The 24,334-nt window shown below is 62.9% G+C and carries 24 protein-coding genes; 19 read left to right on the top strand and 5 right to left on the bottom strand.

Translation table 11 applies throughout. The features are described 5' to 3' along the window. Positions 1–65: 65 nt before the first annotated feature. The 8 genes from U4Y90_RS31815 to U4Y90_RS31780 all read left to right on the top strand — a co-directional run bounded on the left by U4Y90_RS31815 (position 66) and on the right by U4Y90_RS31780 (position 6,531). On the top strand, positions 66–884 hold the full coding sequence (locus tag U4Y90_RS31815; RefSeq protein ID WP_321800688.1) for an ABC transporter permease: 819 nt from the start codon (positions 66–68) through the stop codon (positions 882–884). An 85-nt stretch (positions 885–969) separates the two neighbouring features. Continuing rightward, positions 970–1,974: an ABC transporter substrate-binding protein gene (locus U4Y90_RS31810; protein WP_321800687.1), complete on the top strand. Its 1,005-nt coding sequence runs from the start codon at positions 970–972 to the stop codon at positions 1,972–1,974. A 25-nt stretch (positions 1,975–1,999) separates the two neighbouring features. After that, positions 2,000–2,491 carry a MaoC/PaaZ C-terminal domain-containing protein gene (locus U4Y90_RS31805; RefSeq protein WP_321800685.1) on the top strand — a complete coding sequence of 164 codons (492 nt, stop codon included), beginning with the start codon at positions 2,000–2,002 and terminating at the stop codon, positions 2,489–2,491. 30 nt (positions 2,492–2,521) lie between these two features. Then, entirely contained in the window at positions 2,522–3,364 is an 843-nt protein-coding gene (locus U4Y90_RS31800) for an ABC transporter ATP-binding protein (RefSeq protein ID WP_321800684.1), read from the top strand. Next, positions 3,361–4,176 (top strand): enoyl-CoA hydratase/isomerase family protein, encoded by an 816-nt coding sequence (locus U4Y90_RS31795; RefSeq protein WP_321800683.1) that lies wholly within the window; start codon positions 3,361–3,363, stop codon positions 4,174–4,176. Before U4Y90_RS31800 ends, U4Y90_RS31795 begins: the two co-directional genes overlap by 4 nt. Next, on the top strand, positions 4,173–4,901 hold the full coding sequence (locus U4Y90_RS31790) for a DUF4286 family protein (protein ID WP_321800681.1): 729 nt from the start codon (positions 4,173–4,175) through the stop codon (positions 4,899–4,901). Before U4Y90_RS31795 ends, U4Y90_RS31790 begins: the two co-directional genes overlap by 4 nt. Before the next feature lie 25 nt (positions 4,902–4,926). Further along, positions 4,927–5,745 carry an IclR family transcriptional regulator gene (locus tag U4Y90_RS31785; RefSeq protein ID WP_321800680.1) on the top strand — a complete coding sequence of 273 codons (819 nt, stop codon included), beginning with the start codon at positions 4,927–4,929 and terminating at the stop codon, positions 5,743–5,745. 18 nt (positions 5,746–5,763) lie between these two features. Then, entirely contained in the window at positions 5,764–6,531 is a 768-nt protein-coding gene (locus U4Y90_RS31780; RefSeq protein WP_321800678.1) for a 3-ketoacyl-ACP reductase, read from the top strand. Positions 6,532–6,533: 2 nt separating this feature from the next. Here U4Y90_RS31780 and U4Y90_RS31775 read toward each other — a convergent pair whose 3' ends face one another. The 3 genes from U4Y90_RS31775 to U4Y90_RS31765 form a co-directional block, all read right to left on the bottom strand. Further along, positions 6,534–7,814 (bottom strand): MFS transporter, encoded by a 1,281-nt coding sequence (locus U4Y90_RS31775; RefSeq protein WP_321800677.1) that lies wholly within the window; start codon positions 7,812–7,814, stop codon positions 6,534–6,536. A 238-nt stretch (positions 7,815–8,052) separates the two neighbouring features. Then, a complete protein-coding gene (locus tag U4Y90_RS31770; protein WP_321800676.1) occupies positions 8,053–9,138 on the bottom strand; it encodes a LacI family DNA-binding transcriptional regulator in 1,086 nt (361 codons plus the stop codon). Positions 9,139–9,234: 96 nt separating this feature from the next. Continuing rightward, complete coding sequence (locus tag U4Y90_RS31765; protein ID WP_321800675.1) at positions 9,235–9,690, bottom strand: MaoC family dehydratase; 456 nt, start codon at positions 9,688–9,690, stop codon at positions 9,235–9,237. Between the two features lie 220 nt (positions 9,691–9,910). On the opposite strand from U4Y90_RS31765, the gene U4Y90_RS31760 reads away from it, so the two are divergent. Genes U4Y90_RS31760 through U4Y90_RS31740 form a run of 5 tightly spaced genes read left to right on the top strand, consistent with a single transcriptional unit; the run spans position 9,911 to position 15,160 of the window. Continuing rightward, the gene (locus U4Y90_RS31760; protein ID WP_321800674.1) at positions 9,911–11,518 is read left to right on the top strand and encodes an acyl CoA:acetate/3-ketoacid CoA transferase; all 1,608 of its coding nucleotides are present in this window, start codon (positions 9,911–9,913) and stop codon (positions 11,516–11,518) included. Beyond that, a complete protein-coding gene (locus U4Y90_RS31755) occupies positions 11,515–12,321 on the top strand; it encodes a shikimate dehydrogenase (RefSeq protein WP_321800672.1) in 807 nt (268 codons plus the stop codon). The genes U4Y90_RS31760 and U4Y90_RS31755 overlap by 4 nt, the downstream gene beginning before the upstream one ends. Positions 12,322–12,337: 16 nt before the next feature. Further along, positions 12,338–13,027 (top strand): DUF4286 family protein, encoded by a 690-nt coding sequence (locus tag U4Y90_RS31750; protein WP_321800671.1) that lies wholly within the window; start codon positions 12,338–12,340, stop codon positions 13,025–13,027. Next, positions 13,024–13,875, top strand: a complete 852-nt coding sequence (locus U4Y90_RS31745; protein ID WP_321800669.1) for a fumarylacetoacetate hydrolase family protein — start codon at positions 13,024–13,026, stop codon at positions 13,873–13,875. Before U4Y90_RS31750 ends, U4Y90_RS31745 begins: the two co-directional genes overlap by 4 nt. A gap of 52 nt (positions 13,876–13,927) precedes the next feature. After that, entirely contained in the window at positions 13,928–15,160 is a 1,233-nt protein-coding gene (locus U4Y90_RS31740) for an ABC transporter substrate-binding protein (RefSeq protein WP_321800667.1), read from the top strand. 45 nt (positions 15,161–15,205) lie between these two features. On the opposite strand, the gene hxlB is transcribed toward U4Y90_RS31740, so the two are convergent. Beyond that, positions 15,206–16,009, bottom strand: coding sequence for a 6-phospho-3-hexuloisomerase (hxlB, locus tag U4Y90_RS31735; protein ID WP_321800665.1), 804 nt, complete (start codon positions 16,007–16,009; stop codon positions 15,206–15,208). A gap of 188 nt (positions 16,010–16,197) precedes the next feature. Here hxlB and U4Y90_RS31730 point away from each other — a divergent pair, with 188 nt between their 5' ends. The 6 genes from U4Y90_RS31730 (at position 16,198) to U4Y90_RS31705 (ending at position 23,069) form a co-directional block, all read left to right on the top strand. Next, the gene (locus tag U4Y90_RS31730; protein ID WP_321800664.1) at positions 16,198–17,703 is read left to right on the top strand and encodes a sugar ABC transporter ATP-binding protein; all 1,506 of its coding nucleotides are present in this window, start codon (positions 16,198–16,200) and stop codon (positions 17,701–17,703) included. Then, on the top strand, positions 17,700–18,707 hold the full coding sequence (locus U4Y90_RS31725) for an ABC transporter permease (RefSeq protein ID WP_321800662.1): 1,008 nt from the start codon (positions 17,700–17,702) through the stop codon (positions 18,705–18,707). Before U4Y90_RS31730 ends, U4Y90_RS31725 begins: the two co-directional genes overlap by 4 nt. A gap of 100 nt (positions 18,708–18,807) precedes the next feature. Further along, positions 18,808–19,761 carry a sugar ABC transporter substrate-binding protein gene (locus U4Y90_RS31720; RefSeq protein WP_321800660.1) on the top strand — a complete coding sequence of 318 codons (954 nt, stop codon included), beginning with the start codon at positions 18,808–18,810 and terminating at the stop codon, positions 19,759–19,761. Positions 19,762–19,803: 42 nt separating this feature from the next. After that, positions 19,804–20,841 (top strand): NAD(P)-dependent alcohol dehydrogenase, encoded by a 1,038-nt coding sequence (locus U4Y90_RS31715; RefSeq protein ID WP_321800658.1) that lies wholly within the window; start codon positions 19,804–19,806, stop codon positions 20,839–20,841. 30 nt (positions 20,842–20,871) lie between these two features. Continuing rightward, positions 20,872–22,368, top strand: coding sequence for a xylulokinase (gene xylB, locus U4Y90_RS31710; RefSeq protein WP_321800656.1), 1,497 nt, complete (start codon positions 20,872–20,874; stop codon positions 22,366–22,368). A 2-nt stretch (positions 22,369–22,370) separates the two neighbouring features. Next, complete coding sequence (locus tag U4Y90_RS31705; protein ID WP_321800655.1) at positions 22,371–23,069, top strand: ribulose-phosphate 3-epimerase; 699 nt, start codon at positions 22,371–22,373, stop codon at positions 23,067–23,069. A gap of 61 nt (positions 23,070–23,130) precedes the next feature. Here the strand turns inward: U4Y90_RS31705 and U4Y90_RS31700 are convergent, their stop codons facing one another. Next, positions 23,131–23,904, bottom strand: a complete 774-nt coding sequence (locus U4Y90_RS31700; RefSeq protein ID WP_321800653.1) for a DeoR/GlpR family DNA-binding transcription regulator — start codon at positions 23,902–23,904, stop codon at positions 23,131–23,133. Positions 23,905–24,334 lie beyond the last annotated feature (430 nt).

The following is a 24,334-nucleotide window of genomic DNA, read 5'->3' as shown; positions in this document are numbered from 1 at the left end:
CCTGAAGGCGACACGCCGCATCCGACAGATCATCAGACCGTACCGACTCCCCAAGGAGCGTTCTCATGGCTCACGCATCCGCGCCTGCCCCGGCAGCGCATCCGCCTTCCCTGGCCCTCCGGCGAGCGCGGCGAATCGGCTGGCTGTGCCTGCCGCCTTCGACTTTCGTGGTGCTCATCCTGCTGTGGGCCGTGGCGATTCCCGTCTTCAAGATTCCGCCTTACCTTGTGCCGAGTCCGGGTGGCGTTTTCGGGCGCATCGTCACCGACTGGCGGGATATCTGGGCCAACTCGCTGATCACGCTCACCGAAATCCTGCTGGGCTTCGGCCTGACGGTCGTGACGGCGATCCCGCTGGGGCTGGCGATCGCGCTCTCGCGCGTGGCGAAGCAGATCGTCTATCCGCCGCTCATGTTCATGCAACTGGTGCCGAAAATCGCGGTCGCGCCGCTGTTCCTCGTGTGGCTCGGATTCGGCATGGAGTCGAAGGTGCTCCTGACCGTGCTGATGACCTTCTTTCCGCTGTTGCTGGCGAGTATCAGCGGATTCCAGATTCTCGATACCCGTCTGCTGTATCTGACGAAATCCATGGGCGCATCGTCATGGCAGACGTTCCGCTTCCTTCGCCTTCCCGCCGCGTTGCCGGTCATTTTCTCCGGCATCAAGACCTCCGCCACCATCGCTTCGACTGCGGCGATCGTGGCCGAATTCGTCGGCTCGAACAAGGGCCTCGGCTATGTGCTGCTCAAAGGCACGAGCACGATGGACGTCGAGCTGACGTTCGCCGTCCTCGCGGTTCTGACGCTGATCGGCATTGCGATCAACTACGTCGTCGAGTTCGCCGAATGGGCGATGACGCCCTGGCAACGAGCGAAATTCAACTGAGTTCCCGATGCCCACGCTTCGGGGTCTCGCCCATTTCCTACTAGAAACGGATTCACTCGATCCAAATACAAAGGGAGCGCGCAATATGCATACGACCATCCGCAAACTGGCTTCGGCTACGCTGACTCTCGCGCTCGCGGCGGGTCTCTGCGGAACGGCCGTCGCCGATACCGAGGTTCCGTTCCAACTGAACTGGACTGCCGGCGGTCCGAACGCGGGCTTCGCGGCGGCGGTCGCGGAAGGTTTCTACAAGCAGGCCGGCCTCGACGTGAAAGTCACCGAAGGCAACGGCTCCGGCAACACCGCGCAGCTCGTCGCGAACGGGCGCGCGCAGCTCGCTTATGCCGATGCCGTCGCCGTGAGCCAGCTCATCGCCAAGGGCGCGCCGATGCGCGTGATCGCCACGATCTACCAGTCCAACCCGAACGAGGTTTCGGCGCTGAAGAAGTCGGGCATCAAGTCGATCAAGGATCTGGTCGGGCGCAAGGTAGGCGTGCCTTCCGGCTCGTCGCAAACGACGATGCTGCCGCTGTTCCTTCAGGCAAACGGCCTCAAGGAGTCGGACGTCACGCTGATCAACATGCCGGTGGCGAGCATGGTGCCCGCGCTTTTGCAGGGCCAGGTCGACGCCATCCTCGGCTCGATGGATTCCTACCAGCTTCAACTGGAAGCTCAGGGCGCCGAGCTCGTGAACTTTCGCTTCGCGGACTATGGCGTGCCGACGGTCAGCACGTCGATCTTCGCGACCGACGAATATCTGAAGAACAATCCGGATGTCGTCAAGAAATTCGTCGCGGCGAGCCTGAAGGGCTGGAGCTTCGCGATCGACAACCCCGCGAAGGCGGTGAAGGATCTCAAGACGGTGTTCCCCAACGTCAATGAGAAGCTCGCCGCCGCCGAACTGGCCGCGATCACGCCGTTGTTCTGCAGCGGCGGCGCGAAAAGCCTGGGCAAGGCCGAGGATGCGTCGTGGACCAGAACGCAGGATCTGCTGGCGCAGGTCAAGCTGCTTCCCGCGGGGCAGGACCCCAAGAAATACTACACGGACGAGTTTTTGCCGCCGGCGAACCAAATGCGCGCGTGCAAATAGTTCATGACGATACGGATACCTGAATATGACTGACGAGAAACGCACCGGCTACCGCTACGCGGATCTTCACGTGGGCATGCGGTTTCGCAGCCCGGGCCGGACGATCACCGACGCGGACCTGGTCGGCTTTGCCGGCCTGACGGGCGATTTTTCGGAGCTCCATACGAGCGATGTCTATGCGAAAAACAGTCAGTTCGGGCGGCGCGTCGCCCACGGCATGCTGGGGCTCGCCTACGCCCACGGCCTGATGTGGGCGCGCACCGGCGAGCTGCGCGAGACCGCGATCGCGTTTCTCGGCATCAACGACTGGAAGTTCGTCGCACCGCTGTTCGTCGGCGACACGATGTTCGTCGACTATGCGATCCGCGAATTGCGCGACAGCAAATCCAGACCGACGCAGGCGATCGCGCTCTTCGACGTGAAGATCGTGAATCAGGACGGCCAGATCGTGCAGCAAGGCACCAAGGCGCTGCTGTGCTCGAAGGTGCCGCTGGCCGCGGTCGAGAAATCCGCCTGAGCCGTTCAAACCATGACCTCCGAACCGATCATGCCGACAACCGCAAGCAACGAAATGACGCCAGCCGGCGTGCCGATCCGCATCGATGGCGTGTCCAAGACCTTCGGCGAGAACACGGAAAGCCCGTTCCGTGCGCTCAGGACGCTCAGCATCGACATCAAGGCCGGAGAGTTCGTCTCCGTCGTCGGGCCGTCGGGTTGCGGCAAGAGCACGCTCATGCTGATGGTCGCGGGGCTGCTCGAACGTTCGGAAGGAACGATCGTCGTGGGCGATCGCACGGTGAACAAGCCGGTGACCGATGTGGGCATCGCGTTCCAGGATCACCTGTTGCTCGACTTTCGCACGGCGATGGAGAACGTGCTCCTTCAGGCCGACATTCGCGGACTGCCGCGCGACCGGATCGAGGCGCGCGCACGCGAGCTCTTTGCCCAGTTGCGCTTGCAGCATGCCGTCGACAAGTATCCCCGGCAACTCTCCGGCGGCATGCGCCAGCGTGTGTCGCTGATTCGCACGCTCGTGCACGATCCTTCGCTGATCCTGATGGATGAGCCGTTCGGCGCGCTCGATGCACTCACTCGCCTTCAGGTCCGCATGGATCTCGAAGCGCTGTGGATGCGCCGTCGTCCGACCGTGCTCTTCATCACGCACAGTGTCGAAGAGGCCGTGGGCCTCTCGGACCGGATCTTCGTCATGAGCCCGACGCCGGGCGAAGTGGTGGACGAGATCGTCGTCGAGTTGCCGCGCCCCCGGCCCATCGTGCTCGGCGACGCCCCCGAATTCGCCCGTTACGTCGACACCATCTATGCGCACTTCGCGCGCATGGGGGTGCTGCATGGCATCGAAGTGCCGCGGGCCAGCGCGGAGCAGGCATGAGCGACAACAGCCATCGCGTGGACAGCGCATCGGAAGGCGCCGTGAGCGAGGCGATCGTTCAGGTCGACGGCTGTGTCGCGGAGATCGGTCTCGCGGGCGGCCCGCTGAATCTGGTGACGCGCGCGCTGCTGCGCTCGCTGAACAGGGCCATCGACGCGCTGGAGGCACGGCCCGATCTGCGTTGCGTGATCGTGCACGGAGGATCGGCGCGCGCGTTCTGCGCGGGCAGCGATATCAGGGAGTTCGCGGACATTTTCGCGGACGCCAGCGAGAAGAAGATTCTCTTCGAGGACATGGTGCTGCGCCGCCTCGCCCGGCTGCCCGTTCCGACGATCGCCGCGATCGACGGCCCCGCGCTCGGCGGAGGCCTCGAACTGGCGCTCGCGTGCGACCTTCGGGTGTGCCGCGCGGACGTGACGCTCGGCCTGACCGAATCCCGTCTCGGCGGCCTGGCGGGCAACGGCTCGCTGCGGCTGACGCGACTCGTCGGCCCCGCGCGGGCGAAGGAACTGCTTTTCACCGGCGCGACCATCGTCGCGGAGCAGGCTTTGTCATGGGGGCTCGTCAACCGTATCGCGCAGAAGGGCTCCGCGCTGGCGGCGGCGCGCGAGCTTGCGCGGGAGATCTGCGCGCGAGGGCCGCTGTCGAACCGGTTCGCGAAGCAACTCGTCGATGCCGCGCAGGATCAGCCGCTCGATGCCGCGTTGTCGCTGTCAACCGTCGTTCAGCAAAAGATCTTCGATAGCCGCGATCTGCACGAAGGCGTGGACGCGTTTTTTGCCAAACGAGAACCTGAGTTCCTCGGACGATGAATCCCTCTGGCCATCAGCAACCGGACGACCGCATCGCCAGCGCCGCGCTGCTGGGCGATGGCATCGTCCTCGTGTGGAACGACATCGACGCACAAGGGCGCGAGCAATTCTACGAATGGCATGACAAGGAGCATATTCCGGAGCGGCTCGCCATTCCGGGCTTCCGACGCGGCCGCCGCTATCGCAAGGCGGGTCATTCGCCCGAATGGCTGACCCTGTACGAAGCCGACGATCCGGACGTGATGGTGTCGCCCGCCTACATGGCGCGGCTGAATGCGCCGACGCCGGCGACCACGAAGACGCTCACGCATTTTCGTAATACCTCGCGCGCCGTATGCCGGCCCGTGTGCAGCGTGGGCGAGAGCACCGGCGGGTACGTGCTGGCGATCCGCATCGATCGGGCCGCGGCGCCGGAGACGACGCCCGAGGCATATGTGCGCGAAGTGGCGTTTCCGCGGGCGATGGCGTCGACCGGCGTGCTGGCGTGCCATCTCTTCGCGTCGGAACAGGCGAGCTTCCTCGACACCGAAGAATCGCGCACCCGCGAGTTCGATGTCCCCGCGTGGATCGTGCTGGTCGAAGCATCGACCGAGGACGCGGCCGGGCAGGCGCGCGCGTTGATCGACGCGCCGCAACTCAGCGACGCCGGCTTGCGCGCACGGCCGGACGCCGCGGTCTATACACTCGAAATCTGCCGTCTCGGCGCGCCAGCGCGCTCGACATGAATTCAACCTGATCAGCGAAATCACTATGTCGCACATACCCGCCGAGCGGTGTCTGGACATCATCGGGCTTCTCGCCGAGGGCGCGAACACCTTGCCCCTCGGAGAGATCGCGGAACGTCTGTCGTTGCCGAAGAGCGGCGCTCATCGGCTGCTCTCGACACTCGTCGATCTTGGCTGGGTCGCCAAGGAACCCGACACGAGCTTCTACCGGCTGACCATGCGTCTCGCGGTCATGGGCCAGAAGTTCTATGCGGCCACCGGCATTCCCAACATCTGCCAGCCGATCCTCGACAGGCTCGCGCACGAGACGCGCGAGTTCGTGCGTCTCGCCGTCGCGGATGGCGACACGCTCGTGTGGCTCGCCCAGGCGCAGGGGGCGACCGCCGGCCTCATCTATCAGCCGCCCAGTTCCGCGACAGGAAAAGTCACCGTGTACTCGACGGCGACCGGCAAGGCGTGGTTGTCGACGATGCCTCGCGAGCGGGCGATCCAGATCGTCGTCGACACGGGCTTCGGCGATGCCGATCGGCAAGGCCCCAATGTCGTCCGGTCCATCGACGATCTTCTGAAAGAGCTCACGCTCACGGAGCAGCGTGGGTATGCCATCGCGGTCAACGAGGCCGAGCCCGGCGTTTCCGCCGTGGCCGTTCCTATTCGCGTGAACGGCACGGGCCCGGCGCTCGGCACCGTCAGTGTCGCGGGTCCGAGCGTGCGCATGACAGCCGTGCAAATCGAAGCAACGGCTCCGAGACTGCAAAGCACCGCCGCCGAGCTTGCCGAGCTGTGGCCGTTGAGACCGAGCGTCACCGCGCTGCCCGATCGGAGAGCGGCAAGGGTGGCGTAACTGCATCGGAGCGTGTTCATGGAACATCGAAAGCGCGGTGTCGCCTTGATAACCGGTGCCGCGCGCGGGATCGGACGTGCCATTTCCAGAAGCCTCGCGGCTCGCGGCTTCGACCTCGCCCTCGTCAGCCTCGAAGCGGAAGGTCCGGACCTCGCGACCTTCACGCAGCATGGCGTGCGGGCCGCGTACTTCAGCGGCGATATCGCGCGCATCGACGGGCATGAGGCACTCATCGCCCGCGTCGAAGATGCGCTCGGCCCGCTTGCGTGTCTCGTCAACAACGCCGGCGTCACATCGATGGTGCGCGGCGATCTTCTCGATCTCACGCCCGAGAGCTTCGATCGTTCGGTCGCCGTCAATCTGCGGGGAACCTTCTTTCTCACGCAAGCCGTCGCCCGGCGCATGCTGGCCACGGCAACGCCCGGCTGTCTCCGGACCATCATCACGATCAGTTCGGCGAACGCAGCCATCGTGGGCGAGAACCGCGCGGACTACTGCATGACCAAGTCCGCGCTCGCGATGATGAACAAGCTGTTCGCGAGCCGTCTCGCCAGTGCCGGCATCGCGGCGTTCGAAGTCCGTCCGGGCATCATCGAAACCGACATGACCGCGCCCGCGTTCGAGCGCTACGAGCCGTTCATCAAGGCGGGCGGCGTCCCGATGGAACGCTGGGGCCAGTCCGACGATGTCGGGCACGTAGTCGCCACGCTGGCCACGGGCGGCCTGCCGTTCACGACCGGCGTGCATATCGATGTGGGCGGCGGCATGCAATTGCATCGCGTCTGAGCCTAGTTGCTGCTCTCGCGATCGACGTCGTCGAGCGAGAGGCCTTTGGTTTCGCGCACGAAGCGAATGACGATCATCCCGGCCACCGCCGCACCGATGGTGAAGGCGATGATCGCGCCGGGCATCGAGAAGCCGAAGCGATGCATCGTCGACAAGACGATGAACGGTGCAATGCCACCGCCGATCACGCCGAAGTTATAGAGGAACCCGACGCCCGATGCGCGCACGTCGCGCGGCAGGTTCTCGGTGAGGACGGTTCCCCAGATACCCGACGAGCCGATCAGGAAGAAGCCGCTCGCGAACGAGCACGCGGCTGCCAGCGCGATGTTGCCCGTCGACAAGATCACGCCGGCGACGCACAGCGCGCCGATTGCGATCATCAGCGAGATGGCGTTGCGTCTGCCGAGCCGCTCGGCGATGAAGCCTGAGGCGATGAAGCCGGCAATCTGACCCGCTGCCGATGCCATGGTGATCTGGCTCACCGCGGACGGCGCGAGGTCGGCTGCGCGCAAATACGTCGGCAGCAGCGCCTGAAACGGCCACGAACCGAAGCACAGCACGAAGATCAGCAGCGCGAGATACGAGACGCGCTTCGGATACTTCGAAAACAGATCGACCACGGGATTGCTGCGCCACGTCACCGCGCGCGCGGGCAGCGCTTTTTTCCACGCCTGCGATTCCGGCACGCAGAAGATGATGAAGAGCGCGAGCAACACGGACGGCGGCAAGCCGATGAAGAACATGCCGCGCCAGCCGAAATGCGGATAGACGAACTCATACGCGAGCGCCGCGCCGATGGCGCCGACGCCCCAGCCGGTGTCGAGAATGCCGATGCCGATTGCCCGGTGCTTTTCCGGCCACGATTCGGCAACCATTGCCGCGCCGAGCGAGAAGCCCGGCGCCATGCCGAAGCCGAGCAGCAGACGAAACACCGCCAGCGCGATGAAGTTCCAGGACAGGCCGGTCGCGACCGCGCCGAGCGTGAACCACGTCAGCGTGATCAGCAGCGGGATCTTGCGCCCGATCCGGTCGGAGAGACCGCCGAACAGCAGCCCGCCGATCCAGCGCACGCCGTAGGTTGCAAGCAGCAGCAGCGACGCGGTATCGAGCGAGACGTGAAAGGCGCTGGCGATATCGCGCAGCACGAACGTGATCGCGAGAAAGTCGAGCGCGTCATTGACCCACACGCCCCAGGCCGCGATCAGCACGCGCCATTGCGTCCAGGTGATGTCGCGATACCAGGGTCGCGACTTCTCGTGGGTCATCGTGATGTCTCTTTGCATGCGAATGTCTCCCAACGCTGTGAAACCAATGCGGATTCGACTATAATGTAACCGGTCTCATTTTAGTTGAATAGCTAAAACTCACGACATTCGTACAATCACTAAGCCATGTTTATCGTCATCGATGTAACCGGTTGCAAAAAGGTAAGGCGAACGCGCGCTTCCGAAGCGCGCGCCGTGATGGCGTGCGCTCGATATCGAAGCCGGGCGTGAGGAGCGATGCGGTGTGGAGGGGGGATCAGGCGCGCGCGCGGCGCACTTTGGGCGGTGGGCCAGAGGATGCCCGCACGATGATTTCCGCCTCGCATCTGACGCTCTGCGCGCTGCCTTTTTGCGCGAGCTCGGCGAGAATCATGCGCGCGGCTTGCGCGCCGATCTCCGCGCTCGGCACGCGCACGGTCGTGATCGGAATCGGCAGTTCGGCCATCAGTTCGAAGTCGTCGAAGCCGACGAGGCTGAGCTGATTCGGAATGTCGTAGCCCTTCTGCATGGCTTCGAGCATCGCGCCCATCGCGAACGATCCGTTGCCGCAAATCACGACGGTCGGCGGCTGAGGCGTATCCATCACTCTGGAGAACAACTGCCGTCCCACGCGCGCGCCCCAGAAGCCTTCGACCATATGCGCCGCCGATATGCCGAGGCCATGTTCGGCGAGCGCGTCGCGCACGCCTTCGCGGCGCGCGCGGGCGCGGTCGTTCGAGTCGGCGGTTTGCGACAGCATCGCGAAACGGCGGTGTCCGAGACCGATGAGATAGGTCGTGAAGTCGAAGAATGCCTGATGATTGTCGATGCCGACGCACAAGGAGTCAGCGCCCTCGCGATACACGAACGTGTTGACGAACGGCACCTGCCGTTGCGCGAGCAGCGTGTACAGATCCGGATGATGCGTTTCGCCGACGAGCACGATCGCATCCACGCCGCGTTCGAGCATCGTGCGAACCTGCCGGTACTCGCGCTCGGGATCGTACTGCGAGCAGCCGAGCAGCAAGGTATAGCCGACCTGCTCGAAGGCTTCCTGCAAAGTCTGGATGGCGGTGGCGAAGTGCTCGTTGGCGAGCGTCGGAAACACCGCGCCGATCGTGCCCGTGCGTTGCGTGGCGAGCGCGCGCGCGGCGGCGTGCGGCACCCAGCCGAGGTGATCGATCGCCACCATGATGCGCGAGCGCAATTCGTCGGACACGACCTCCGGATTGTTCATGACCCGCGACACGGTCGCCGACGACACCCCCGCGAACCGCGCGACATCGCGCAAGGTCACGCCGGACGAGCGCGGCTTTCTGCCGGCGTCGGTGTCTTCGGTCGTCGTCTTCTTGCTCTTTGCCATGATCGGGATGTGCGCGGGGTGCGCCGACGGGGTGCGGCGATTATAGCAACCCACCTGCGATGCAATCGTCGTGCGAACCCGCGCCGAAGCCCGCTGTCAGGACGCGTTCGACAGCTTCTTGGCCCACTTCATCAGATGACGTCCCGCCGCGACGACCTCGCCGTGCTGGTTGACGACTTCCATGTCGGCGGTGCTGCGACGCTTCTGCTCATCGATTTCGGCGACGCGGTAGATCACGGTCACCGTATCGCCGAGCAGCACCGGCTTGATGAAGCGGATCTTGTCGTAGCCCGCCGAAACAGGGAATTCATCCAGATCCGTGCGATGAATGATGTGCGCGATGGAAAGGGTCGAAGCCGTCGACATGTAGCCGACCAGCAGGGCGCCGTGCGCGATGCGCCGGCCGATCGCCGACTTCTCCTGCATGTACTGCTCGTTAATGTGCGTGTCGCTGAAGTCGCCAGTGAGGCCGGCGAACAAGGTCACGTCGACCTCGCCGACGGTCTTCGCGAAGCGGTATTCATCGCCGATCTCGACACCCTTGATAGCCATGCTCTTGTCTCCCGATTCCGTTGATATCGAAATTTATGATACCGGTTACAAAAGCACGAGTAAAGCGCACTCGGTTTCGACAAAATGTGCTCGTAAAGCCGGACTAGTGGTATTCCCTGAAAACCCAGCGACGCATCTTGAATGCATTCATGAGACCGGTTACATTGAGACCGTCGGCCGGATGACGGCTCGCAAAAGACAAACGGAGACGAGGCGACTCATGGAACGAATTTCCAGCGACGACGCAGCCGCACTGGTGCGCTCGGGCGATTCCATTCTGATCAGCGGATCGGGCGGCGGACACGCGGTGCCCGAGGCGCTGCTCGCGGCGGTGGAGCGGCGCTTTCTCGCCGACGCGCAACCGCGCGGCATCACGTCGATCAGCGTGGTCGGCATCGGCGATCGCGCGGCGCTCGGCGCGAGCCATCTCGCGCACGAAGGTTTGTTGAAGCGCGCGATCACCAGCGCGCTCGTCGATTCGCCCGGCCTCGTCACGATGGCCGCGAACGACAGCATCGAGGCGTACACGTTGCCGCAGGGCGTGCTTTCGCAACTGATGCGCGAAATGGCGGGCGGCCGTCCCGGCCTCATCACGAAGACCGGTCTCGGCACGTTCGTCGATCCGCGTCAGCAGGGCGCGCGTCAGAGTCCGTCGACGGAAGAGATGCTCGTCGAGCTGATGCATATCGACGGCGAGGAATGGCTGCGCTTCAAACCTTTCCCGATCGATATCGCGTTTTTGCGCGGCACCACCGCCGACGAAGACGGCAACGTGACGATGGAGCAGGAAGCCGTGCTCGGCGAAATGCTCGCGATGGCGCAGGCGACGCGGCGCGCGGGCGGCATCGTCATCGTGCAGGTGAAGCGCATGGCGCGGCGCGGCACGCTGCCGCCGAAGCAGGTCAAGATTCCCGGCATTCTGGTGGACTTCGTCGTCGTCGAGTCGGAGCAGCGTCAGACCTACGCGACCGATTACGACCCGAGCTACGCGGGCGAATTGCGCGTGCCGCTTTCGGAGATTCGTCCGCTCCCGTTCGGCCCGCGCAAGGTGATCGTGCGGCGCGCGGCGATGGAGTTGTATCCGCATGCCGTATGCAACCTCGGCGCCGGCATTTCGACGGGTCTTTCGACCGTCGCCGCCGAAGAAGACTTGCTCGACTCGGTGATTCTCACGAACGAGCAGGGCCTGATCGGCGGCGCGCCGATCACGGGCCGCGATTCGGGCGGCGCGCAGAACTTCGCCGCGATGATCGAGCAGCCGTCGCAGTTCGATTTCTACGACGGCGGCGGTCTCGATCTCGCGTTTCTTTCGTTCGCCGAAGTCGATGCGCACGGCAACGTGAACATCAGCCGCTTCGGCGACAAGATCGTCGGCGTCGGCGGGTTCATCAACATCAGTCAGAACGCGAAGCGCGTGATCTTCAGCGGCACGCTCACCGCGGGCGGGCTCGATGTGCAGTGGGAAGACGGCAAGACGCGCATCGTGCAGGAAGGCAAGCATCGCAAGTTCGTGCGTTCGCTCGAACAGATCTGCTACAGCGCGCCGCTCGCGCACGAGCGCGGCAACTCCGCGTTGTTCATCACGGAGCGCGCGGTGTTCCGTGTCGGCGACAAAGGGCTGGAGCTGATCGAAGTCGCGCCGGGCATCGATATCGAACGCGATGTCTTCGCGCACATGGATTTCCGTCCGGCCGTCGCCACGGACGTGCATGAGATGGACGCGCGCATCTTCGCGGCGGGCCTCATGGGCATCAAGGGAGAAACGGTGGCGCGCGAGCGGCGGCATCGTTCGCGGCGCATCGCCGAATGGTACGGGAGCCGCGCATGAGCGCCGCGCCGATCACGGGGCGCACGCGTCTCTACGGCATCATCGGCGATCCGGTCGCGCAGGTGCGCTCACCCGAGGTCTATACGCGCAAATTCGCGGAAGCGGGCATCGACGCGGTGCTGGTGCCGATGCATATCGATGCAGGCGAAATCGATGCGGTTCTGCCCTCGCTGCTGCGCCTGAAGAATCTCGACGGCTTGCTGGTGACGTCGCCGTTCAAGATGCACGCGCTCGCCATTGCCGATCAAGTGCATTCGCGCGGACGGCGCATCGGCGCGGTGAACGCGTTGCGTCGCGACGACGAAGGCCGCTGGCACGCCGACATGTTCGACGGAGAAGGCTTCGTGCGCGGCCTGCTCGCGAAGGGCCACGACGTGAAGGCGAAGCGCGCGCTTGTGCTCGGCTGCGGCGGCGCGGGCGCGGCGATCGCGGTGTCGCTCGCCGATGCCGGCGCCGCGCGCATCGCGCTGTGCGATGTGGATCGCGCGAAGGCGAGTGCGCTCGCGGCGCACTTGTCGGCATCGTGCGAAGGATGCGAGATCGTCGCCGGCGACGCAGACGCGAAGGACGCGGACATCATCGTGAATGCATCGGTGGTCGGCATGAAAGCGGACGATGGCATGCCCGCGCCGTTCGAATCGTTCAGCAGCGCGCAGATCGTCGGCGATGTCGTGTTGCGTCCACCGGGCGAGCCGACGGCGCTCATCGCGAAGGCGATCGAATGCGGCTGTCCTGTCGTGACCGGCATCGACATGCACAGCGGCCAGATCGGCGCGATTCTCGAATTCTTTCACGCGGCCTGAAGCGAGGAACGTCATCATGTCTTTGCTGGGCAATGCGGTCGTGCTGATCTGGAACGATGTCGCCGAAGCAGGGCGCGACGGCTTCTACGCATGGCACGACAAGGAGCACATTCCCGAGCGTCTTTCGATCGATGGCTTTCTGCGCGGCCGACGTTATCGCGGCGAGCGCGCATCGCCGGAATGGCTCACGGTCTACGAGGCACGCGACATGAACGTGCTCACCGGCGACGCGTATCTCGAACGCCTCAATCGTCCGACGCCGCTCACGCGTGCATCGGTGAAGGAGTTCCGCAACACGGCGCGCTCGATTTGCCGCATCGCCGGGACGCGGGGCGAAAGCACCGGCGGTCATGTGCTCACGATGCAACTGCGCGCGAACGATTCAGCATCGGCCGCGTTGCAACGCTTCGCCGTCGACACGCTCTTCGCGCGACTGCTCGAACGCGGCGACGTGCTCGCTGCGCATCTCTTCAGCGCCGACGACTCCGCGAGCAACGTGCAGACGGCGGAAGCCGAGGAACGCGCGTTCACCGTGCCGAGCCGCGTGCTGATGATCGAAGCCGCGACGCAGGCGGGCATTGAAGCATGCCGCACGACACTCGATGCAACCGACTGGGCGCGGCACGGCGCACACGCCGACCCAAGCAATGTCTACGTGCTGGAAATCAGCAGGCTCTCCGCCAACTTCAAGGAAATCACGTCATGAAACTTCTGCGCTATGGCAACGCCGGTCAGGAAAAGCCCGGCATTCTCGACGACGAAGGCCGCATCCGCGATGCCTTCGCGATCACCGACGACTTCGATCCCGCGTTCTTCGCCGAAGGCGGCATGCAGCGCCTCGCCGGTCTCGACATCGACGCATTGCCTGTTGTCGAAGGCAATCCGCGCATCGGCGCGTGCATTGCGCGGCCGGGCAACTTCATCGCGGTGGGTCTGAACTACGTGCAGCACGCGATCGAAACGAACGCGCCGATTCCCGAAGAGCCGATTCTCTTCAACAAGGCGCCGTCGTGCATCAGCGGCCCCAACGACCGCGTGCTGCTGCCGCGCAACTCGACCAAGGCCGACTGGGAAGTGGAGATCGCGCTCGTGATCGGCAAGCGCGCGCATTACGTCGGCGAAGACAGCGCGCTCGACTATGTCGCGGGCTATTGCGTGTGCAACGACGTCTCCGAACGCGCGTTCCAGCTCGAACACGGCGGCCAGTGGGTGAAGGGCAAGATGGCGCCGACCTTCGGTCCGCTCGGCCCGTGGCTCGTCACGCCGGACGAACTCGGCGACGTCCAGAACCTGCCGCTGTGGCTCGAACTCAACGGCAAGCGCATCCAGAATTCATCGACGTCCGACATGATCTTCCCGATCAGCAAACTCGTGTCCTACATCAGCCAGTTCGTCGTGCTCGAAGCGGGCGATGTCATCACGACCGGCACGCCGCCGGGCGTCGGCCTCGGGATGAAGCCCGAGCAATATCTGAAGCCGGGCGACGTGATGAAGCTGTCCGTCGAAGGACTCGGCGTGCAGGAGCAGAGCGTCGCGCGCTGGGACGACCAGTAAGCCGATCATGCGCACCATCGCATCCGGAAAGGGCGCAGCGAGGAGACAGACGATGAAACGAAGTTTGCTGGTGGCCATGGCGGCGGCGGGCGCGTTCCATGCCGCACATGCCGATCAGATCGAAGTGCTGCACTGGTGGACATCGGGCGGTGAATCGAAGGCGGTCGGCGTGTTGAAGCAGGACGTCGAGAAGCAAGGCGTCACGTGGAAGGACTTCGCCGTGGCGGGCGGCAGCGGCACGAATGCGCTGACGGTGCTGAAGACCAATGTCGTGTCGGGACATCCGCCGTCGGCGGCGCAGCTCAAGGGACCGTCGATTCACGACTGGGCCGAGCAGGGCGTGCTCGTCGATATCGATTCGGCGGCGCAAGGCTGGGACAAGCTGATTCCGCCGCAGGTCGGCAAGTACCTCAAGTACGACGGGCATTACGTCGCCGTGCCGGTCGAGATTCATCGCATGAACTGGCTGTGGATCAACAAGGCGATTCTCGACAAGGTCGGCGGCGCCGCGCCGAATACGTGGCCGGAATTCTTCGCGCTCGCGGACAAGATGAAGGCCGCCGGCTACACGGCGGTCGCGCACGGCGGTCAGCCCTGGCAGGACGTGAACCTGTGGGAAGGCGTGGTGCTCTCGCAGGGCGCGGACTTCTATCGCAAGGCGATCGTCGAGCTGGATCAAAAGACGCTCACGTCCGACAAGATGCTTCAGGTGTTCGATATCGTTCGCAAGATCGGCACGTATTACGACAACGGCACGACCGGCCGCGACTGGAATCTCGCGACGATGATGGTCATCGACGGCAAGGCGGGCATGCAGTTCATGGCGGACTGGGCGAAGGGCGAGTTCGCGCGCGCCGACAAGATGCCGGGCAAGGACTATCTGTGCGTGCCGCGCCCCGGCACGGCGAACTCGTACATGTTCAATTCGGACTCGCTCGCCTTCTTCGGCCAGAACGGCAAGAAGAACGCGACGCAAGGACAGCTCGTGCTGGCGAAAGCGGTGATGTCGCCGCAGTTCCAGGAGCAGTTCAGCCTCTATAAAGGCTCGATTCCCGCGCGCGTCGGCGTTTCGATGGACAAGTTCGACGACTGCGCGAAGCGCTCCTATGCCGACGAGCAATCCGCCATCAAGGCGAACACGCTCGTGCCGTCGCTCGCGCAGGGCATGGCGCAGAGCGAGGCGGTCGCCGGCGCGATGACCGACGTCGTCACGAAGTTCATGCATTCGCAGCAGGACAGCAAGAGCGCGGTGCAGGCGCTCGCAGCGGCCGCGAAGGTCAACTGAGGCTTCTTCGGAGCGCTTCGCAAAGGGCGCTCCGCTTCTTTCTGCTCACTCGAGATTGGCATGGCGTTGAGCCATCTCTTCTTCGCCAATACCCTTCTTCAGCTTCAGCCAGCATACGACTGCTTCGCAAAGCAGAAAAAAAGACTGTTCGAACAGCGTGCGCATCGGCTGCAGGTTCTGCGGATGCTCGCGATTGACCAGGCCGCTGGGCGCGGGGATGACCACGGTCACATCCGCCGTCATCGAACGGCCGCCTGAGCGTCGCGCCGTGAAGAGCGCCACTCTGGCGCCCGCCGAGCGCCCCTGCTCCAGCACGGCGGAGACACTGCGCGTTTCGCCCGACCCCGACGCAACGATGATCAGGTCCTCGGCCTCCACGGGCGGGCACGGCACGCCGCCCGCCATGAACGCTTCCACGCCCAGGTGATTCAGCCTCATGCAGAACGCCTGCAAGAGGATGCCGGACCTGCCCGCGCCGAGGCAGAACACCCTCGGCGCACGCTCGATCTCGCTCACGAGCGCCTCGAGGTCGTGAGCATTCACGCCGGTCAGGGAAGCCTGGATTTCGCCGAGTATCTCGCTCGCCAAGTTCGGCAATTTCGGTTGTGTCGAATCGGTCATGGTCACGCTTCGCTTCAAGTAGGTGCAGTCCGGTGCCCGGGAACGCGCTTCTTCTGTTTGTGCCGCTTCGCCTGTCGGACGGGAAAGGGAAGCCGTTGATCCAACTATAACACCATCATTCTTGAATGGTGCATCTTCACCATAAATTTCAGGGCATTCCCTAATCTGATGATTGCGGATCAACTCGCAGAAAACGAATATAAATAACGCAAAATCAACGAGTTGCAAGATGCGTTACGCGGTGTTAAACCTGTTGTCGCACCTGACATTGATGGTGATATCATCACATTCATGTTGCACTGTGAACGTTCGACGAGTAAAGTCCGTTCATGGTTGAGCGACTCGTCACTTTTCCGCTAGCGCGAAGTGAGCGCGGAACTCGACGCTTCCTTGTACACAGATATAAGGCGAATGAAATGGGAGACACACCGCTTCTGGAGTTGCGCGGAATCGAGAAACGCTTTCCGGGCGTCATTGCCCTGAAAGACATGAGCTTCTCGGTCCGCAGAGGCTCGGTGCATGTGATTTGCGGCGAGAACGGCGCCGGCAAGTCGACGCTGATGAAAATCGTCAGCGGCATCTACCAGCCTGACGCCGGCGAAATATTCATCGACGGCGAGAAGGTCGAAATCGACAGTCCGTTGACCGCGAGAAAGTACCGCATCTCGATGGTCACGCAGGAACTCAACTACATCCCCGAAATCACGGTCGCGCAGTCGCTGTTTCTCGGCGACGAACCGAAAACGCGCTGGGGCTCGATCGACTGGAAGAAGGTCTATGCGGACGCGAAGGCGCTGCTCGAACGCGAAGGCCTGCACTACCGCCCGGACACGAAACTGAAGGAGCTGAGCGTCTCGGACCTGCAGATGCTCGAAATCATGAAGGCGGTCTCGCGCGAGGCGAACATCATCATCTTCGACGAGCCGACGTCCGCCATCACGTCGAAAGAGGTCGATGTTCTCTTCAAGAAGATCAACGAGCTGAGAGCAAAGGGCGCGGCGATCGTGTACATCTCGCATCGCTTCGAAGAGCTCTATCGGATCGCCGACGACATCTCCGTGATCCGCGATGGCAGCCACGTCGCGACGCGGCCCGCCAGTCAGATCGACATCGAAACCATCATTCAGATGATGGTCGGCCGCAAGCTCGACAACGTGTATCCGGAAAAGCCGGTCCGCAAGCTCGGCGAAACGGCGCTCGAAGTCAAGGGACTGGGCGACGACGAGCGCTTCTCGAACGTCAGCTTCAATGTCCGCAAGGGCGAGATCATCGGCCTCGCCGGGCTGATGGGCGCGGGACGCACCGAAGTGGTCCGGACCGTGTTCGGCCTCGATCCGTACACCGAAGGCGAAGTTCGCGTGCACGGCAAGCCGGTTCGCATCAAGACCGTGCAGGACGCGATCCGGCTCAGGATCGCGATGCTGTCCGAAGACCGCAAGCGCTACGGCATCGTGCCGATGCGCAGCATCACCGAGAACACAGGGCTCGTTTCGCTCGACAAGTTCATCAAGCGAGGCTATCGCGACGCGAAGCTCGAGAAGAAGCTGGTCGATGGCGTGAGCCACCGGATGAAGGTCAAGGCGCCGAACTTCAATACGCAAATCGGGCTGCTGAGCGGCGGGAACCAGCAGAAGGTCATGCTCGCGAAGTGGATGCTTTGCGACCCCGAAATCCTGATTCTCGACGAGCCGACGCGCGGCATCGACGTCGGCGCGAAATTCGAAATCTACAAGCTCATTTTCGAGCTCGCGCAGGAAGGCAGGGCGGTGGTGGTCATCTCGTCCGAATTGCCGGAACTGATTGCAATCTGCGACCGCATTTATGTGATGGCGACCGGCCGGATCAGAGGTGAACTGAAAGAGCCGGAATTCAGCCAGGAAGGAATCATGCGCCTGGCAACCCTTGGTGGAGACGAAAATTGAACACGGTTACGCGAACCCCGGGCGCTCGCTGGGCGCTGTTTTCCAACGGCAGGTACAGCATCTATCTGATTCTGGTGGCGATGATCATCGTCAGCTCGATCATCAGCCCAGTGTTCCTGTCGACGACGAACTTCCTGAATATCTCGCGGCAGATTTCGATTACGACGATTCTCGCCTTCGGTCAAACGCTGCTCATCATCTGCGGCCTGATCGATCTCTCGGCGGGTTCGGTGCTCGCGCTGTCAGGGCTGTTGTCCGTGATGTTCTTCAAGGCAACGGGCATGTTCGTGCCGTCGCTGATAGTCGGCATTGCAATCGGCTCGGCATGCGGACTGGTGAACGGCTGGATCGTCACGCGCTTCAATACGCCGGCCTTCATCGCGACGCTCGCGATGCAGACAGCGGCGCGAGGGGCGGCGTTGATGCTCACCAAAGGACAGAACATCTACGAGCTCGACAACTATGTCGGCTGGGGCCAGGGCTCGGTGCTGGGCGTGCCGTCTCCGGTCATCTTCCTCGTGGCGATTGCATTGCTCACCTGGTATCTCCTGAACCACACCCGACTCGGGCGATACATCTACGCCATAGGCGGCAATCAGGAAGCGGCGCGAGCATCCGGCATTCGCATCAACCGCATCAAGATGATGGCCTTCCTCGTGAACGGTGCGCTCGTCGGCCTGGCCGGGGTGCTCTACATGTCTCGCGTCAATGCGGGTCTGCCGAACGCGGGCATCGGCTTCGAGTTCGATGCAATGACCGCGGCGATCATCGGTGGCACGAGTTTCTCGGGTGGTATCGGAACGGCCGTCGGCACGCTGGCAGGCGCGTTCATCATGGGCTTTCTCGGCAACATCATGAACCTGCTCGGCATTCAGTCGTATCTCCAGCAGATTATCAAGGGCGGCATCATCGTGCTCGCCGTGGCCTACGACATCTCGTCGAAGCACGGCAAGAAGAAGAAAAAGGCTGTCACGCAAGAGCCCGCCAAAGCAGCCACCAACTAACGCACCAATCAACGCGATTCCATCGCCGCAGACCTGGTTCCACCAGGTCGCGGCACTCAGACGAAGCACACATAACGTCGTAACTCGAAGGAGACAGAAAATGAAGTTGAAGAAATTCGTGGCATGCGCGCTGGCGCTCGGCGTCTTCGCAACGGGCGCAGCAATCGCACAGAACAAGCAGTATCGTGTTGCTTATCTCGCGCGAGCGCAAAGCGATTCGTTCGCCGCATGGCTGGCCAATTCGATGGTCAAGGAAGCGAAGAAGTATCCGGACATCACGCTGACAGTGTTCGACGGTCAGAGCCAGAATACGGTGATGCAGTCGAACATCGAAAACGCCGTGACCAACAAGTACGACCTCGTCATCATTCAGCCGTACGATCCGGCGGTGCAGATCGGCCCGGTCAAGGCTGCGATGAAGAGCGGCACGAAGTTCGTCGCGACCAACCCGAAATTCCAGGACGACTCGGTGCCGTCGGTCGATTCCAGCCCGTATCTGCTGGGTCAGGTGAATGCGCAACTGGCGCTCAAGCAAGTGCCGAAGGACGCGAAGGTCGTGGTCCTGCTCGGGCCGCCGGGCAATCCGCACTCGCTCGGCCGTCGTGAAGCGTGGCAAAAGGAATTCTTCGCCAAGCGTCCTGACGTGAAGATCGTCAACGAGCAGACGGCGAACTGGAACAAGGATGAGGCGATGCAACTGACGGAGGACTGGATTCAGGCCAACCCGAAGATCGACGCGGTGATTTCGATGAACGACAACATGGCCGCCGGCGCCGTCGAAGCGCTCAAAGGCTCGGGCATGAATCCGTATCCGCTGGTGTACGGCACCGACGGCACGGCCGAGGCCTGTCTGCTGATCAAGAACGGCAAGATGACGTCGACGGCGCTGCAGAGCGCGGACGAGCTGGCCGAGAAGTCGATGAAGATGGCGCACGACATTCTCACGAACAAGAAGACCGAATTGCATCAGGTCGAAGGAACCGAGCTTTACACGAAAGCCAACGTCGATAGCTGCATTGCGCTGCACAAGAAGCTGGGCGACATCAAGGGATAAGTTCGCGCCCGCAACTGAACTCATTTAATGAAAGGAAGCGACATGAAAGCGTTGGTTCTCGAAGCGAAGGACGACCTGAAAATTCGCGACATCGAAATCGAAGAGGAACTGGGTCCGCACGATGTGCGCATCAAGATCGCCAACGTCGGCGTGTGCGGCAGCGATGTCCACTACTACAAGCACGGCCGCATCGGTGACTTCGTCGTCAACGAGCCGATGGTCCTCGGTCACGAGGCGAGCGGCGTCATCGCGGAAGTCGGCAGCAATGTGAAGCATCTGAAGGCGGGCGACCGCGTGGCGATGGAGCCGGGCATTTTCGACCCCAACTCGCCGGAAGCGATGCAGGGCAACTATCACCTGGACCCGAGCATCAGGTTCTGGGCGACGCCGCCGATTCACGGCGTGCTGCGCGAGTCAGTCGTCCACCCTGCGAGCCTCACGTTCAAGCTGCCCGACAACGTCAGCCTCGAAGAAGCCGTGCTGGCCGAGCCGCTGACCTCCGGTACGCACGTCGCCCGCAAGGTCGGCATTTCGCCGGGCGATACCGCTGTCGTCGCGGGCGCAGGCACGATCGGCTCGCTGATGGCGCTCGCGCTGCTGGCATCGGGCGCGAGCCGGGTCGTCATCACCGATGTAAAGCAGGAAAAGCTCGATTTTCTGTCGGAGCATTACGGCGAGCGCCTCATTACGTGCAACGTGGCGAAGGTCGACCTGAAGGAGTTCGTCCTGCAGCATTTCCCGAACGGCGCGGACCTGTTCGTCGATTGCAGCGGTAACGCGAAGGCCATCGCCGCCGCGCCGCACTGCCTGCGTCCGGCGGGAAAGATCGTGTTTGTCGGCATGCCGCAAGACCTGGTGCCGATGGACATCGTCGCGATGCAGGTGAAGGAAATCGAAACCGTCGGCATTTTCCGCTATGCAAACGACTACGAGCGTTCGATCGCGCTGATCGCGTCCGGTCAGATCAATGTCAAGCCGCTGATCTCGCGCCGCTACGCGTTCAAGGACAGCATCGAGGCGTTCGAACTGGCCGCGTCCGCGCAGCCGGATGTCATCAAGGTTCTCATCGACGTTCAATAACGCACTTCAAACGGCAGACAGGGGTAGAGCATGTATCTTGGCATCGACTGCGGTACACAAGGCACGAAGGTGGTTTTGCTAGACCCGGAAACCGGCGAGCTCGTGGCCCGCGGTCATGCCAGTCATCCGATCATCTCCGAGGCCAACGGTCGCCGTGAGCAGAAGGCCGAATGGTGGATCGACGCGCTGCGCCAGTCATTGAAGGCGCTCTTCGCGCAGACCACCCGCAGCCCCGCCGATGTACGCGCGATCGCCGTCTCGGGTCAGCAGCACGGCCTCGTTTTGCTGGACGGCAGCGGCTCGGTCGTGCGCAACGTGAAGCTGTGGAACGACACCGAGACGACGGCGGCGAACGAGAAGCTCTTCAACGCGGCCGGCGGCGAAAAGCGCATTCGAGGCCTGATCGGCACGACGATTCCTGTCGGCTTCACCGCATCGAAAGTGGCATGGGTCAGGCAGCACGAGCCGCAGACTTACGAGAAGGTCAAGCACGTTCTTTTGCCGCATGACTACGTCAATTTCTGGTTGACGGGCGAATATGCGACGGATGCCGGCGAAGCATCGGGAACGGGCTATTTCGATGTCGTCTCGCGAAGCTGGTCCTGGGAGATGACCGACACGATCGACCCGTCCGGACGACTGGAGCGTTCGGTTCCGCGCGTCGTGTCGCCGCTCGCGCCCATCGGCAAAGTGCGGCCGGAAGTGGCGGCGGAATTCGGATTCTCACGGGACACGCTGGTTGCGTGCGGTTCCGGCGACAACGTCATGGGCGCGCTCGGCACAGGCAACGTTGCCGCGGGCCGGGCAACGCTCGGCCTCGGAACATCGGGCGTTCTGAACATTCACGCGGACAAGATGGCCGAGTCCGTCGACCCGAGCATCTACGTGTTCTGCGGTCTCGACGGCGGCTGGCTGCCGACCATCGCAACGATGAACGCGACGTCGACGACGACCCTGCTGCAACAACTGTTCGAGGTCGAGATTTCCGAGGTCGAGCAGCTTCTCGCGTCGGCCACGCCGGGCGCGGGCGGCGTTCGCATGTTTCCGTTCTTCAGCGGCGAGCGCATTCCCGCGCTTCCGCGTGCGCGCGGCGTCGTCAAGGGCCTGACCGCGGACAACATGACGCGCGCGAATCTCATGCGCGCGGGCGCGGAGTCCGTCGCGCTCGGACTGAAGTGGGGCTATGAGTTGCTGTCGCAAAGCTTCGAGCGTTCGACGCAATTCCGGCTGACCGGCGGCGGCGCCAATAGCGCGGCATGGCGTCAGATTCTCGCCGACGTGTTCGATCTCGACGTCATCCGCGTCAAGTGCGACGAAGGCGGTGCTTTCGCGGCCGCGCTCCTCGCGCTGACGGTGCATCAGCGGGCACAAGGCGCGTCGGTCACGCTCTACGATGTCTGCGAGCGCTATGTCGAGCTCGACGAGACGCGCGCCGCGCGGCCGCGCCCGGACGTCGCGGCCCAGTACAAGGAACTGTTCGCGGCCTACGCCGACACCATCGCGAACGAAGACTTCGAGGCGCACTGAACGTGGACATCGCGTGGAAAGGTTCTTGTCTGATTGCGCCGTCGCTCATTACGTTCGACCTGTGCAATCTCGAACGACAAACGCAGTCGATTGCCGAGGCCGGGCTCGATGTCGTCCATCTGGATGTCATCGATGGCCACTTCAGCCCGAGCATGCCGCTCGGCATCGAGACCATCGCTCAGTTGCGGCGCAAAACGGACCTTGCGTTCGATGTGCATGTGATGGCAACGCGGCATGACTATTTAATCGATGCGCTGCTCGATATCGGCGTGCAGCAACTCACGTTTCAGATCGAATCGGAGCCGCACGTCGACCGGATGCTGGGTCATATCCGCTCGGCGGGCGTTCGCGCGGGCGTCGCTTTGAAGCCGTCGACGCCGCTCACGACGCTCGACTACGTGCTCGAACGCTGCGACACCGTGCTTCTGATGCTCACGAACCCCGGCTATGCGGGCGTGCCGGGCGAGTCACAAGTGCCGTACTCGGAGCGGAAGATTCGCGCGCTGCGCGACATGATCCGGCGGCAGGGACTCGACACCGCAATCGAAATCGACGGACGGGTTTCCGCCGACACGATCCGCACCTTCGCACCGGACACGGTCGACATGTTCGTTGCAGGAAGCATGTGCATTTCGCGCGAGACCCCCGAGAAAGGTCTTCGCGAGCTTTCCGACCTGCGCCGGTCTCTGCGGCGGGTCTGACCGACGGCGACCGATGCGTTCACGGTCGTCAAGCCACGCGCACTCACGCTTCACTCACACGTCACTCGGCGATCAAAACCTTGAGGCCTTTCGATTCCAGATCGAACCGGTAGCGGTCGGGCACGCCTGCATCGGTTATCACGGTGTCGAAGTCTTCCACGCCGGCAAAGCTGCATGTCGAAACCTTGCCGAATTTCGACGAGTCCACGAGCAGGATTCGTTCGACGCTCGATTTCATGGCCGCCTGCTTCCACGAGCAGTCTTCGACATAGCTGCAGGTGAGTCCATGCTTCAGCTCGTAGCCGGTCGCGCCGATGAACGCCTTGTTCGCGCGATACCGATGCATGGCCTGAACCGCGTCCGGCCCGGAGAAGGTGAAGGACTTCGGAGACAGCACGCCCCCGAGCGAGATGACGGTCGTGTCATCGCGCTTGGACAGGACATTGATCGTGTTCAGGCTATAGCAGATGAAGGTATAGGACCCTTCGGCCGGCAGGCATTCCGCGAGCTGCTGGACCGTGGTGCCGGAGTCGAGAATCACCACGTCGCCCGGACTCAGAAGCCGGCTCGCCGCCAGGGCGATGCGGCGCTTTTCTTCGGCATGCTGGGTGCGTTCGGTTTGTGCATTGTAACTCGCGACGCCGCCGCTGTTTTCGAGCGACGCCACGCCGCCGTAGACCGTGCGCACCTTCCCCGCATCGGCCAGATCGCGCACGTCGCGGCGAATGGTCATTTCCGACACGTCGAGCGCTTTGGCCAGATCGCCAATGCTCATGAAGTGCCGTGAGCCGACCATGTCGAGGATATGGTCGGACCGTTGCTCTTTGCTCGACATAGATGGGGTGTGTCCTCGATGGTGACCTGAGAGCACACGCGCTCGTCGGTCGGTTCGTGTTCGACTTTAAACATTTTACATCAAGCCTTTCAGATTGCGACGCTTATCGGCGGATTGTTCGACTTTTACCGTCATCCATCGCTTGTATTCCATCTTTCGCGTACCCCGAAATACCGGCGGACGAACCCGTGCAACCGCCATGCGACAGACGAAAACACGCGCCAAGCGGCTCCCTTCGCGCGGTCGTCGCCAACTCCTTTCGAGCAAACATCATGAGCGATTGGGGAACACCCCTATGATCACAAGTCGAACATTTGGTTGAAAGTCAAACTTTCATGCGTTAGGATGTGACAAACGTAGAACAAGACCTGATCGATCTCGAACGACAAAATCGCGCTCGCAACCCGGGCCGACCGTCGGTCCGCATTTA

Source organism: Caballeronia sp. J97 (assembly GCF_905220305.1).
GTDB lineage: Bacteria > Pseudomonadota > Gammaproteobacteria > Burkholderiales > Burkholderiaceae > Caballeronia.
This window is presented reverse-complemented; position numbering and strand designations above follow the sequence as displayed.